Genomic DNA, 13,993 nt, shown 5'->3' with positions numbered 1-13,993 from the left:
GAAATTAACTCAAAGATGTGGAAGAGAAAATCATGGCGTCAGTAAGCACCAATGAATTCAAAGGCGGTTTAAAATTCATGTTAGATAACGAGCCTTGCTCAATTATCGACAATGAATACGTTAAGCCAGGTAAAGGCCAAGCGTTTAACCGTGTAAAACTTCGTAAACTGCTGTCAGGCAAAGTGTTAGAGAAAACATTCAAATCAGGCGAAAGCTTTGAGCTTGCAGATGTTGTTGACGTTGAACTAGGCTACCTATACAACGATGGCGAATTCTACCACTTCATGAACAACGAAACATTTGAGCAAATTGCAGCAGACGTAAAAGCAGTCGCTGACTCAGCAAAATGGTTAGTTGAAAATGATGTTTGTACTCTAACGTTGTGGAATGATAACCCTATCACTGTTACTCCGCCAAACTTTGTTGAGATCGAAGTAACTGAAACCGATCCTGGCCTTAAAGGCGACACACAAGGTACTGGCGGTAAGCCTGCAACTCTAGCAACAGGCGCGGTAGTTCGCGTACCTCTATTCATCGCTATCGGTGAAGTTGTTAAAGTTGATACTCGTACTGGCGAATACGTTGGTCGTGTGAAGTAATTTACTTCAAGTATCTGAAAAAGGTCGCTTATGCGGCCTTTTTTTGTACCTTAAGAACAGATGCGCGTAAACGAGATGCGGGATACGAAGAGCGGGAAGAGCAGATACGAGTAAACGGGATGCGAGATATTCGACAAACAATAAAAAAGCAGAGCTGGATAACCTAGCTCTGCTTTCTATTTTCTGCTCTTAAGCTCTTCGAATCTCGATTACTCGAATCCCGCATCTGCTTTTAAGCTCTTCGATACTCGATTACTCGAATCCCGCATTTGCTTTTAAGCTCTTCGATACTCGTTTACTCGAATCCCGCATCTGCTTTTAAGCTCTTCGAATCTCGATTACTCGAATCCCGCATCTGCTCTTAAGCTCTTCGATACTCGATTACTCGAATCCCGCATCTGCTTTTAAGCTCTTCGATACTCGATTACTCGAATCTCGCATCTGCTTTTAGCTCTTCGATACTCGATTGCTCGAATCCCGTATCTGCTTTTAGATCATAAAGATGAAAATAACAGATAACGCGCTGATTAGGCCTGCAACGAAGTAGCAACCCACTTTACCCGCAACGCCGACGTGGAACTTAAGGTCGTGCATGCCGTGGTGAAGACGGTGCATTGCGTGCCACATTGGCAGTGCTAGCGTACCGATGATGAATAACGCACCGATAATGCTGGTGGCGAATTCAGAAACACGCTCGTAGCTCATTGCATCTGCATCGATAATGCCCATAGGCACTAAGATACCCAGCACTAAAATCGTGATTGGTGTGATCATCGCGAACCAAGTACCGCCAGCGCCGAATAGGCCCCACCAGATTGGTTCATCAGAGCGCTTCGGATTGTGGTTAACAGGTTTTACTTTGTAATTTGTGTTCATAACGAAAGCTCCTTACACCACAACAAGAACGATTAAAGAAATAAAAGCCACCGCTGCCCACTGAGTCAGTACGATGATTCTTTTATCAACCAATTTGCCTTTAAGACGGATTGGCATCACTTGAGGCATCATGCTGAAGAAGGTTTGAGCGTGCAGCAAGCTGCCTAGCAGTGCCACGATGTTGATACCAACAACGACAGGGTTAGCCATAAAGCTCAACCAACCTTCCCACGCTTCAGGACCTTTCACTAGCGAACCCAAACCGAAGGTTAGGAACAGAGTGAATAGAATCAAAGGCAGTACAGTCGCTTCACGTAGCATGTAGAAGCGGTAGAACGGATGGTTGCTCCACCACGTTCTCTTCATCTCACGAACATAAGGCTTACGATTGCTCATATTATGCCTCCTCTGCTGTTTTTACTTGCGATCCGTCTGGCTTGAACATCGAGATAACGAAGTCCATTGAAGACTCAACTTTGCCTTGGTTTACAGCTGCTGCTGGGTCTACTTTCTTCGGACAAACGTCAGAACAGTAACCTACAAACGTACAGCCCCAAGCGCCGTTGTCGCCATTGATAAGCTTCATGCGCTCAGCTTTACCATTGTCACGGCTATCTAGGTTGTAGCGGTGAGCAAGAGCAAGTGCCGCAGGACCAATGAACTCAGGGTTTAGACCAAACTGAGGACACGCTGCGTAACACAAACCACAGTTGATGCAGCCAGCGAACTGTTTGTACTTCGCCATTTGCTCAGGAGTCTGAATGTTAGTGCCGTCTTCTGGCTTACGGTCGTTACCAATGATGTAAGGCTTGATTGCTTCAAGGCGTTCGATGAACGGCGTCATGTCGACAATCAAATCTTTTTCGATTGGGAAGTTAGCCAAAGGCTCAATCTTGAAGCCATTCGGGTAGTCACGTAAGAAGCTCTTACATGCCAGTTTTGGCACGCCATCAACCATGATGCCGCAAGAACCACAAATCGCCATACGACAAGACCAACGGTAAGACAGGTCTTTATCTAGGTTATCTTTGATGTAACCGATCGCATCAAGCACTGACATGGTTTCATCAAACGGAACTTCAAAGGTTTGAAAGTGAGGTTCTGCATCGTGCTCAGGGTCATAACGCAGGATTTCAATTTTTTGGATTCGATTCGCTGACATTATGCTTGCTCCTCTTCGCTCTTCTTCGCATTCTCTTCTGCTGCTTTTTCAGCGGCAGCGGCTTTCTCGGCTGCTTCACCGTATAGACGAGCTTTAGGTTGAGATTTAGTAATCTTAACGCCGCTGTAGTCGATGGTTGGTGCTGCATCTTCGTTGTAGAAAGATAGAGAGTGTTTCAGGAAGTTCACGTCATCACGTTCTGTGCAGTTGTCGTCTAGACGTTGGTGTGCACCGCGAGACTCTTTACGAAGGATCGCTGAGTGAACCATCGCTTCTGCAACTTCAAGGCCGTAACCCACTTCGATAGCGTAAAGTAGGTCTGTGTTGAACACTTTGCCTTTGTCTTTAATGCTGATCTTCTTGTAGCGCGCTTTCAGTTCAGTGATTTTGTCGATGGTCTTTTGCATCAAGTCTTCTTGACGGTAGATACCACAACCCGCTTCCATGGTGTGACCCATTTCAGTACGGATATCAGCCCAGTTCTCATCACCTTCTTGGTTTAGTAGACCGGCTATGCGATCTTCAACCGCTTTAACTTGCTTAGCGATAGACTCTTCATTCCAGCCTTTGAATTCAGCTGCACGTTTCACGGCTTCTTCACCGGCTACGCGACCAAATACTACGAACTCAGCCAGAGAGTTAGAACCTAGGCGGTTTGCACCGTGTAGGCCAACTGAAGCACATTCACCAACGGCGAATAGGCCTTTAATACGAGTTTCACAGGTACCGTTAGTTTCAATACCACCCATGGTGTAGTGAACGGTAGGGCGAATTGGGATTGGCTCTTTTGCTGGGTCTACGTTTACGTACGCTTTTGCCAGCTCACAGATGAACGGAAGACGCTCTTGCAGGTACTCTTCACCAAGGTGGCGAAGGTCAAGGTGTACGACATCACCAAGTGGGTGCTTGATGGTGTTGCCTTTCTGCTGCTCGTGCCAGAATGCTTGAGAAACTTTGTCACGAGGACCCAGTTCCATGTATTTGTTTTTCGGCTCGCCCACTGGAGTTTCAGGGCCCATGCCGTAATCTTGCAGGTAACGGTAGCCGTTCTTGTTGACGATGATACCGCCTTCACCACGACAACCTTCGGTCATCAAGATGCCAGTGCCCGGTAGGCCTGTTGGGTGGTATTGAACGAACTCCATATCACGCAGTGGTACACCGTGGCGATAAGCCATTGCCATACCGTCACCAGTTACGATGCCGCCGTTGGTATTACAGTGGTAAACACGACCTGCGCCACCGGTTGCTAGAACAACAGATTTTGCTTTGATGGTAACAAGCTCACCTTCAGACATGTGAATCGCGATTAGGCCTTGTACTTCGCCATCTTCAACGAGCAAATCCACCACAAAGTACTCATCAAATCGTTTGATTGTGTCGTACTTCATCGAAGTCTGGAACAGAGTATGAAGCATGTGGAAGCCGGTTTTATCCGCTGCGAACCACGTTCTCTCTACCTTCATACCGCCGAATCGGCGTACGTTTACTTCACCGTTTTCTTTACGACTCCATGGGCAGCCCCATTGTTCCATTTGGATCATTTCGCGAGTCGAGTTTTCAACAAAGTATTCAACAACATCCTGTTCACATAGCCAGTCGCCACCACCAACAGTATCGTTGAAGTGGTTATCTAGGCTATCTTCGTCTTTAATTACCGCTGCTGAACCGCCTTCTGCCGCTACCGTGTGCGAACGCATTGGGTAAACTTTAGAAATCAGTGCTACTTCCAGTTCAGGATTAGCTTCAGCCGCAGCAATAGCTGTACGAAGACCAGCGCCGCCTGCGCCGATGACTGCGATATCTGTGGTAATTGTCTTCACAGTTATTCTCCAGTGTGATGCGGAGTATTCCGCTTGTAATTATAAAAAGCCTATTTAGGAGGTTCTAAATCGTAGGAACCATTTAGCGCCCCTAAGCCTTAAGTGGTAGGTTCAGTGTAAGAGAGGAAGGTATTCGAAAAGTTGATGCATTTGGGTTTTTAGGTCGGTAATGCATATGGAGGCATAGAAATTATAGGTTATGTGACTGCAATCACGGCAATGAATTGTTGATAACGATTAACCCACAGGACGGGTGTTAACGGCTTGTTGAGTATGATTTTTGTTATCAATGTCGATGTGAAATCTGTATCGATAATTGTATTGTAGAACGTAATTTTCTGGCTTCATTAAAACAACATTTTGCTTTCACGAATAGAAAGATAGAAGCTTACAAAAGCGATGAAAGGTGGTAATTTTCGTCGCCTAGAATTCAGTAATATGGAACTCAATAATGCACTCTACATGGCAACCGGCCGCAACCATTAAACAGTTAAAGCAACGTGCTGATATCCTTAATCAAATTCGTCAGTTCTTTGCTGAGCGAAACGTGATGGAAGTGGATACGCCGGCGATGAGCCACGCCACGGTGACTGACGTGCATTTGCATACGTTCAAAACTGAATTCGTAGGACCGGGTTATGCACACGGTCAGCCACTGTTCTTTATGACCAGCCCTGAGTTTCATATGAAACGTCTATTAGCGGCGGGCAGTGGCTGTATCTACCAAATCTGTAAATCTTTCCGTAACGAAGAAAATGGCCGTTATCACAACCCTGAGTTCACTATGTTGGAGTGGTATCGAGTTGGCTTTGATCATCATGACCTGATGGATGAAATGGATCTGCTGTTACAGCAGGTACTTAAATCGGGCTCAGCAGAGCGAATGACTTACCAACAAGCCTTTATTGACGTGTTAGGTGTGTGTCCCCTGGAAGATTCGATGGCTACGCTAAAGCAAGCCGCAGCAAAACTTGGGCTCAGCGATATAGCTGACCCTGAAGAAGATCGTGATACCTTGCTGCAGTTGCTGTTTAGTATTGGGGTTGAAGCCAAAATAGGACAACAAGTCCCTGCGTTTGTTTATGACTTTCCGGCTTCACAAGCGGCATTAGCCAAGATTAACCCGAATGATTCGCGAGTAGCCGATCGCTTTGAGGTGTATTTCAAAGGCATTGAATTGGCAAACGGCTTCCATGAACTAGACAAGCCACAAGAGCAGCTCAAGCGCTTTGAAGATGACAATGCCAAACGTATTGAGATGGGCTTATCGCCTCAACCGATTGACCATCACTTGATTGAGGCATTAAAAGCGGGCTTACCAGACTGTGCGGGTGTTGCTTTAGGTATTGATCGTCTGATCATGCTGGCATTAGGTTATGACCATATCGATGATGTGACGGCTTTTCCGTTCCCGCGCTCTTAGCTTTTTGATTTTGTTTTACTGAGAGTGAATAGTCATTAGCTATTAATTCTCAGTTTCCAATCAGCTGCCAATTAACTTCACTAGCTAGCTGACTAGAATACCAGTACCACTATCTAACAAGAATACCAGTGCCGACCACTGCAACAATGGCACCTATCCAAGCGTAGGCATTTGGTCTCTGTTTGGTGTACAGCCAAAGTATTGGTAACAACATGATTGGTGTGGTTGAAGATAACAGAGCAACCATGCCGACATTGCCTTCCTGAAGCGCATACAAGATCAGCGTCATTCCCACCGCCATCGCTAAAAATCCGTTCACTGCGGTAATCGCAAATATTTGACCATTCATCGGGTTGATTGCGCGTGAGAGCTTGGCGCCCGTTAAGCGAAATGCGGAGTGAGCAACAAAAGCGGTGATCATACGAATTGCTGAAGCGGCAACAGGGTCTATGCTGGTTTGCATCACGGGTTTTGCGATGATGCCACCCAGTGCTTGGCAAATCGCAGCTGTAATTCCCAGTGCAACACCAATCCACACAGTGCCCTTGATGGTTTCGAGTTGGTTGTTGGCTTGTCCTCGACGACCAAAGAATATCGCGGTTAATACACCACTGAACACCAAAGCTGAGCCAATCAGCTCCACCGAAGTCATACTTTCGCTAAACAGGAAGTAACCAAGAATCGCCGAGAACACAGCGTGACAAGAGAACAGCAAACCTGCTTGGCGCGGTCCCATTCTGTTCAAACAAGCAAATAGGGCGGTATCACCAATGAAGATGCCAATTAGCCCAGACAGCATCATCGGCGTGACGAGGTCTGCTTCGACCGTTGACCAACCGCCAGTAAACCAAGCCATGCTCGATAAGATGATAGCAGTGCAACCCATGCGCCATCGGCTATAGGCGAAAGAACCTAAGTGTTGAGCAGGCTTTACTGACATCAGGCTCGCGATGGCCCAAAGAAAAGCGGCAGCAAGAGCCAACCATTCGAATCCCATCTGAATAACATCCTTGTGTCTGGGATAAATAAGCTCATCAATATGCATTAAACCGGACTGAGAACAAAGTGATTCTTATGAAAAGAACCACTTTGTTTCAGTTATCGGTTTACGTCACCGGCCGCTCGATGGTGAGGTTTAACTTATGTTGCTTGAGATGAGTTATACCTTAAAGCGCTCCACATCTCGGCGCATCGACTCAGCAGCGCTACTCATTTCATTTGAGCTATTGCGGCTGCTTTCAGCTTGTTGTGCAAGATCGTCGGAGGCATCTTTGATCCCTTGCGTATTGCGACTGATATCTTCGCTTACTGCGCGTTGCTCTTCCGCAGCACTCGCTATTTGCAGCGCCATATCGTTGATTTCAGAGATTGCCTGAGTGATTTTAGTCAGGCTGCCATGAGCTTGCTCTGCGAAGCCAACGCTGTTTTCTGCCAGTTTAGTGCTGGTGGTCATGCTTTCAACGGCATGTTCGGTATTCTTCTGCAGCGTATCAATCATCACGCGGATTTCTTCGGTCGAGCCATGCGTTCGTTGGCTGAGCACTCGAACTTCATCGGCTACAACCGCAAATCCACGACCTTGCTCTCCCGCACGCGCCGCTTCAATCGCGGCATTCAATGCCAACAAGTTGGTTTGTTCGGCAATGCCTTGAATGGTGGATAGGATCTGATTGATGCTTTGCGCGTTGTTTTCCAGTTCTCGAATAACATTGGCAGCGTCTTCAACTTGAGTTGCAAGGCCAGTAATCGCATCGCGGTTTTGTTGAATAACCTCTTGGCCTTCGTTACAAGCGGTGGCTGACGCTTGAGAAGCGGATGCCGTGAGTTCGGCATGGCTAGCCACTTCAGCTGCCGTGGCTGACATCTCATGAATCGCGGTCGCTATTTGATTGATATCGTTTTGCTGATTCTCAACTCGAATGGATGATTGGGTCGCCAGTTGATTGGCTTTCTCTGCATGATTGTTTAAATCGTGGCTGTGTTCAATAACGCCCTTTAACATGCTTTGCATTTGGCTTAAGAACTGGTTTACAAGCTCAGCAAGCTTACCTATCTCATCCATGCGTGTGATATCAATGCGTTGAGTGAGGTCGCCTCTGCCTTGAGCAAGCTGAGTCAGTGCTTCTGATAAGGTTTGTAATGGGGAAAGTAGGCGGTTGATCACCATTGTGCTCGCAATCGAAATGACGATGTACAAAATTAAAGAAGTCAGGGAGATGAACTGAATCGCGTCAGATACCGCGGAAAACGCCATTTCTTTATCGATAACAATACCCAGTGACCAATCGGTATTCGGGACGTTGGCAATGTAGACCATTTTATCCTCTTGGCCAGGCCAAGTTAGCGTAGTGATCATTTGGCCTTGGATCAGTTGTGACACTTTGTTGGCTGTTAGTTCCGGATTCAAACTGGTTAGTGGTTTCTGACTTAGCTCTTCATCACTGTAGGCAACGATGTTGTTGTTACCGTCAACTAAAAACGCAAAGCCATCGTTATCCAGTTTCACGTTGAGTACGGTGTCGATAATGCTGGTCACAGTTAAATCTGCCGCGAGGACACCTTGTCTTTCACCGTTGAATGCTTTTGCAAAGCTGATGACAATGCTGCCGTCAAAGTCTTGATAAGGTTCAGTAATGACGAGGTCTGATGTTGCGTTGGCATCTTTATACCAAGGGCGGGTGCGTGGGTCGTAGCCTGCTGGCCAATCTTCACCTTTGTCGCCATACGCGATAGTGCCATCGCTGAATCCCGCATAAACAGACAAGAATTGCCCGGCTTGTTTAGTGATCAATAACTCGCGGTCAGAGTTACTGTTGCTTGAAATAGTCGATTCATTGGCAAGCATCATATCACTGCGAGTCGAGAGCCAATCGGCAATATAATTCGTCGTGCCAGCACTGACATTTTTCATTTCTTGGTTGATCGCGACTTCAGTCTCTTGAGTCAGCTGATTAACAGATATCCAGGCTTGAGCGCCACTCACGACGGCAATAATGACCGCAATTGCGATCTGAATTTTAAACTTAATAGTATGTCTCACAGCTTATTCCTCTCTTATTAGACAAATGCTAACGACAGTGACGTACTTGATGGTGAATTGGTGTGTCTCTGATAGGCGTATAGTGCCGCTGTCTTAGGATGAATGACTGTGTTTAAAATCATAAATTCTAAATATATTTACTCTGATTTTTGTAAAACAGTGAAGTAATATCACAGTTAACTATTGATTGAAATGTCAGTTAATTGCTTGAGATGGAGTGGTATAGATCGAAAAAAGCGCTAAATCTACATTCAGCGCTTTAGTTAGGATTAAAGGTGAGCGTTAACGCTTACTAGGTGATGATAAACAAGGCGAGGTAAACCATCAGCAAGCCAACAATACCTAAGATGATGCCCATCTTCGCCATATCTTTGCTTTCGATAAGCCCGGTCGAGTAGGCCAGTGAGTTTGGTGGTGTCGATACGGGTAAAATCATACCAAGTGACGCAGAGAAGGCGACCACAACCAGCAAGCCTTGCAGGCCACCAATCGCAACTAGGCTTTCCATGGATGCACCAATTGCAGCGGCTATCGGCATCAGCAAGTTGGCAGTCGCAGTGTTTGACATGAAGTTCGCCATTAACCAACACACAATAGATAACGTCAGTACCACAGCCGCCGGTGACAGTGACTCATAGTCAATCGCGTGTGCGAGTGCAGCGGCTAAGCCTGTTTTATCAAGGCCGATACCAATCGCGATACCACCTGCGACCAGCCACAACACATCCCAGTTGATCAGCTTGAGCTCTTCTTTGCCCATGATGCCTGTGAGCGTAAACACAGCCAGTGGAATAATAGAGACCACATAGGTGTTCATGCCATGCAGTTTGGTGGTCATCCACAATAAGATTGTCGCAGCGAAGGTGATGTAAACCACAATCGCTCGCCAGCTTTTTCTAAATTGTCCATCGAGCTTGAGCACCATGTTTCTTTCTTTAGAAGGGAAGAGTTTTTGTAGAAGAAACCAAGCGATGGTGAGTTGGATGATCACAAAGGGTAAGCCCATCATCATCCAGCTGAGGAAGTCGATGGTGTTTTCACCGGTTAGGTATTGCAGCGCGATGGCATTGGGTGGTGTACCGATGGGTGTCGCAATACCACCGGTGTTGGCAGCAATTGGAATACACAATACGAGCGCCTTAATCCCCATATCACCTTTTGGTGCAGAAGCTACGATCGGGCCTAACAGCGCAAGCATCATTACCGTCGTTGCGGTATTTGACATGAACATTGAGAACACGGCGGTGATCAGCATTAAACCTAGCATAATGAAGCGCGGCTCTGTGCCAAATGGTTTGAGTAATACTCGCGCTAGGTTGTTATCGAGTTCATACTTGGATGCGGATATCGCAAGAGCAAAACCACCCATGAAAAGGATGATGATCGGTGACGAAAATGCACCGAAGATGTCGGTATATTTGATTAACTCACCGAGATCGTGCCCCGCTGGTGGATTTCTAAATAGGTGTAAACCTTTGTCAGATATCATCACCAGTTCAAGCGCAATGATCAAAATTGAAGTGGCGAATACCGGAACAGGTTCAAGCACCCACAGTAGAGCGGCCAACAAGAATATTGCCAACAAGCGATGTTGAATCAGCGTGAGATCATCGATTGGTATTGAATCTATCGGCATGAATAACACGCCTAAGGGAATCGCAAAACAAATCAACAGCTTGACCAGAACGCCAACATTGAGTTTAGGCATGTACAAAGACCCTATAAATAAAATATCTTCAAATAGAGTAAGTTATCTGGATTTCTGGTACTTGGAGACGGGTTGGAAAATCAAAAAGTTGTTTAAGGTTTCGGCAACTGTTTTGTTTTTGGTCAATCTTTTTCTAGGCAGTTAGAAGCAAGAGTGAGAAGCAACAGGTGTCTGGGCTTGAGGTTTGAAAGCTTGGGTTGTTAGAGCTTGAGTAGCAAACGAATCGGTGGAGCTAAGAAAAAGGCGCGTTCTTCTCTGAAATAGAAAAAGTAACGCGCCTTGAAAGCTTAATGAATTAACTCTGAGAGTTACGCTTGGTCTGTGTTCTCAGTAGAGTCGGCAGCAGCATTATCAGTTGCTTGTGCTTCTTTGCCTGCAATGTGCGCGAAAGGTGTACCAAGAACCGTTTTCTCACCATTTTTCATCGTGTCGTCAAACTTGATCGCATCTTTAGCGAACAGGTTGATAACGGTTGAACCAAGCTTAAAGCGGCCCATCTCTTCGCCTTTCTTCAAGATGATTGCTTTGTCACCTTGTGCAGGGTAATCCCATTTGTAAACTGAGTTACCACGAGGTGGAGTAATGGTACCAGCCCATACTTGCTCGATGCTGCCAACGATAGTTGCGCCAACCAGCACTTGTGCCATTGGGCCAAACTCAGTATCAAAGATACAAACCACACGCTCGTTACGTGCGAATAGGTTTGGAACGTTTTCTGCCGTTAACGGGTTAACTGAGAAAAGGTCACCTGGAACGTAGATCATCTGGCGCAGTGTGCCGTCGCATGGCATGTGCACGCGGTGGTAATCACTTGGAGACAGGTAAAGCGTTGCGAATTCACCGTCTGTAAACTCATCCGCTAGCGCAGCATCACCACCCAATAGCTCGCGAGCTGAGTAGTTATGGCCTTTCGCTTGAATCAGTTGACCGTCAGTAATTGGGCCAAATTGGCTTACACGTGCATCTGCAGGGTGAACAATAACAGACTCCCCTTCAGCGATAGGACGCATGCCTTCTTTCAATTCACGCACGAAGAATTCATTGAATGTTTTAAAGTGTTTTGGATCGCTATGCAGAGCTTCATCCATGTTCACTTTGTATTGCTTGATGAACCAGTTGATGATCGCTGTCGTTAAGCCGCCCGCTTTAGCAGACGCAAGTTTGCCGACTAGGCGAGTTAATCCATGTTGTGGAATCCAGTACTGCAATCCAACTTTAATCTTATCCATTGTATTAATTTTCCAATGCTAATTGTTTTTCAATTAAACCTGTCGATGACGGTTTAGGGCGCGAGATGTTACTTAAATTCGCGCCAATTGTCAGTAAATGCACACATTTGTTCACAAAAACGCGATTAGAGATCGGCTTTTTTGTTGCGTGAATACTGACGGTTATCTTTGTTACTCGCCATGCTTTCAATGATGCGGTGGTAGTTGTCGAAACGTAATCGACTGATCTTTCCGTTTTCTACGGCTTCGCGCAGGATACAGCCTGGGTCATCAATGTGTTTACAGTCACGGAACTTACAACCGCCAAGGTAAGGCTTAAACTCGATAAAGGCTTCAGTGATTTCGTCAGCTTCTAAATGCCATAGGCCGAATTCACGTACTCCTGGTGAATCAATCAGATCACCACCAGAAGGGAAGTGGTATAAACGAGCTGCCGTGGTTGTGTGCTGACCAAGACCTGAGTTCTCAGAGACTTCGCCTTCTTCAATGTCTAGCGTAGGCATTAATGCATTCACTAGGCTTGATTTACCCACACCCGATTGACCAACAAAGATGTTGATACGGTCTTTGAGTTCAGCTTCCAGCTCTTTGATGCCGTAGCCAGACTCTTTACTCACGAACATCACTTTATAGCCGATCTTCTCGTACTCTTTAAGTGTTTCACGATATTCAGCAATCTGCTCATCAGTCAGTAGATCGACCTTGTTCAGTACAACAAGTGGCGCGATGTTCACTGTTTCTGAAGCAATTAGGTAACGGTCGATAATATTAAGTGATAGCTCTGGTAGCACTGCCGAAACGATAACCATTTGGTCGACGTTTGCAGCTACCGGCTTTAAGCCATCGTAGTAATCAGGGCGAGTCAGCATTGAAGTTCTCGGCTCAACCGCTTCCACAACGCCAGAAATGCCGGCCATGGATTCTAAGCCTGCGCGCCAAGTCACTCGGTCACCAGAAACTAAAGTCTCGATACTACGGCGTAAGTTACAACGATGAACTTCGTTAGTTTCAAGATCTTCGATATCAGCATGTTGGCCAAAGCGCGTAATCACGAGTCCGCTTTTGGTTCCGCCAAGCATGTTCTCATCCCATTGGATAGAATCTTCTTTCTTGAGTCGCTTGTTCTGGTTGCTACGTACACGACGTACTTGACCTTTGGTTAACTTCTTTTTTTTAGCCACAATTTTTCACTTAACACATCTAACTTGATGATTGGGGACTCAAACAGGATGTTGTTGGTACCACGTGATTTCGATGGTCCTAATGCTAGTTTGAGTATAGTTATTTGGGTATAGTACCTCTTTTACACATAAACAAATAGGCGACGCCTTATGTCCTTTAGCGATCAGAACCTTATTTGGGTTGATCTAGAGATGACAGGACTTGATCCTGAAACTCATAAAATCATTGAAATTGCTACTATCGTTACTGATAGTGAGCTTAACATCCTGGCTGAAGGACCTGTTTTGGCTATTCACCAACCTCAGAGTGAATTGGACAAGATGGACGAGTGGTGCACAACGACGCACACTGGCAGCGGCCTGGTGAAGCGAATTCAAGAAAGTACGGTTTCAGAGCAAGATGCCATCCAACAAACGATTGAGTTTCTTGAAAAATGGGTACCAAAAGGTAAGTCACCAATTTGTGGCAACAGCATTGGTCAAGACCGCCGTTTCCTATACAAGCACATGCCAGAGTTAGAAGAGTACTTCCACTACCGCTATGTTGACGTAAGCACTCTGAAAGAGCTGACTCGTCGCTGGAAACCTGAAGTGTTAGATGGTTTTTCTAAGTCGGGAAGTCACCTTGCGTTAGACGATATTCGAGAGTCGATCGCCGAGCTGCAGTACTACCGAAAAACGATTATTAACATCTAGTCGAATAAAATGATCACGTTTATCTAACTTTTCAGGGACATAAGAGCCGTTTTTTTTGCAAATTTGTGTGCTTTTACAGCAGTTGAGTAAAAAGTTTCGTAATTTTGCATTAAGGACTTGCATCACAAAAAAATGCTCTTATAATTCGCAGCCCTGAACGGCGAAAGACGTTTTCAGATTGCGATACTAGCTCAGTTGGTAGAGCGCAACCTTGCCAAGGTTGAGGTCATCGGTTCGAACCCGATGTATCGCTCCA

Annotated in this window: 12 protein-coding genes and 1 tRNA gene; 4 read left to right on the top strand and 9 right to left on the bottom strand. The window is 45.9% G+C overall.

All coding sequences use genetic code 11. The features are described 5' to 3' along the window. The first annotated feature begins 32 nt into the window (after nt 1-32). Nucleotides 33-599 (top strand): elongation factor P, encoded by a 567-nt coding sequence (gene efp / locus MSG38_RS23475; RefSeq protein WP_019822013.1) that lies wholly within the window; start codon nt 33-35, stop codon nt 597-599. A 489-nt stretch (nt 600-1,088) separates the two neighbouring features. On the opposite strand, the gene frdD is transcribed toward efp, so the two are convergent. The 4 genes from frdD to frdA are packed head-to-tail and all read right to left on the bottom strand — an operon-like array spanning nt 1,089 to nt 4,460. Beyond that, nucleotides 1,089-1,475: a fumarate reductase subunit FrdD gene (gene frdD, locus MSG38_RS23470; RefSeq protein WP_059021694.1), complete on the bottom strand. Its 387-nt coding sequence runs from the start codon at nt 1,473-1,475 to the stop codon at nt 1,089-1,091. A 12-nt stretch (nt 1,476-1,487) separates the two neighbouring features. Then, nucleotides 1,488-1,871, bottom strand: a complete 384-nt coding sequence (gene frdC / locus MSG38_RS23465; RefSeq protein WP_248368721.1) for a fumarate reductase subunit FrdC — start codon at nt 1,869-1,871, stop codon at nt 1,488-1,490. A 1-nt stretch (nt 1,872) separates the two neighbouring features. Further along, nucleotides 1,873-2,637, bottom strand: a complete 765-nt coding sequence (locus tag MSG38_RS23460) for a succinate dehydrogenase/fumarate reductase iron-sulfur subunit (protein WP_009847917.1) — start codon at nt 2,635-2,637, stop codon at nt 1,873-1,875. Further along, nucleotides 2,637-4,460, bottom strand: coding sequence for a fumarate reductase (quinol) flavoprotein subunit (gene frdA / locus MSG38_RS23455; RefSeq protein ID WP_065677188.1), 1,824 nt, complete (start codon nt 4,458-4,460; stop codon nt 2,637-2,639). Before frdA ends, MSG38_RS23460 begins: the two co-directional genes overlap by 1 nt. 451 nt (nt 4,461-4,911) lie before the next feature. Here frdA and epmA point away from each other — a divergent pair, with 451 nt between their 5' ends. After that, entirely contained in the window at nt 4,912-5,883 is a 972-nt protein-coding gene (gene epmA, locus MSG38_RS23450; RefSeq protein ID WP_248402750.1) for an elongation factor P--(R)-beta-lysine ligase, read from the top strand. Between the two features lie 109 nt (nt 5,884-5,992). Here epmA and MSG38_RS23445 read toward each other — a convergent pair whose 3' ends face one another. From MSG38_RS23445 to rsgA, 5 genes are all read right to left on the bottom strand, one after another. Then, nucleotides 5,993-6,880 carry a DMT family transporter gene (locus MSG38_RS23445; protein ID WP_248402749.1) on the bottom strand — a complete coding sequence of 296 codons (888 nt, stop codon included), beginning with the start codon at nt 6,878-6,880 and terminating at the stop codon, nt 5,993-5,995. A gap of 162 nt (nt 6,881-7,042) precedes the next feature. Then, a complete protein-coding gene (locus MSG38_RS23440) occupies nt 7,043-8,923 on the bottom strand; it encodes a methyl-accepting chemotaxis protein (RefSeq protein WP_248402748.1) in 1,881 nt (626 codons plus the stop codon). Nucleotides 8,924-9,215: 292 nt separating this feature from the next. Then, nucleotides 9,216-10,631: an SLC13 family permease gene (locus MSG38_RS23435; protein ID WP_017061303.1), complete on the bottom strand. Its 1,416-nt coding sequence runs from the start codon at nt 10,629-10,631 to the stop codon at nt 9,216-9,218. 308 nt (nt 10,632-10,939) lie between these two features. Continuing rightward, nucleotides 10,940-11,860: an archaetidylserine decarboxylase gene (gene asd, locus MSG38_RS23430; protein WP_050633683.1), complete on the bottom strand. Its 921-nt coding sequence runs from the start codon at nt 11,858-11,860 to the stop codon at nt 10,940-10,942. A gap of 125 nt (nt 11,861-11,985) precedes the next feature. Beyond that, entirely contained in the window at nt 11,986-13,041 is a 1,056-nt protein-coding gene (rsgA, locus tag MSG38_RS23425) for a small ribosomal subunit biogenesis GTPase RsgA (protein WP_017061306.1), read from the bottom strand. Between the two features lie 150 nt (nt 13,042-13,191). Between rsgA and orn the strand changes: the two genes are divergently transcribed. Further along, the gene (orn, locus tag MSG38_RS23420; protein ID WP_010434065.1) at nt 13,192-13,737 is read left to right on the top strand and encodes an oligoribonuclease; all 546 of its coding nucleotides are present in this window, start codon (nt 13,192-13,194) and stop codon (nt 13,735-13,737) included. 180 nt (nt 13,738-13,917) lie between these two features. Further along, nucleotides 13,918-13,993, top strand: a tRNA-Gly gene (locus tag MSG38_RS23415).

Origin of the sequence: Vibrio sp. 1CM24A, assembly GCF_023161725.1 — a bacterium.
Taxonomy (GTDB): Bacteria; Pseudomonadota; Gammaproteobacteria; order Enterobacterales; family Vibrionaceae; genus Vibrio; species Vibrio coralliirubri.
This window is presented reverse-complemented; position numbering and strand designations above follow the sequence as displayed.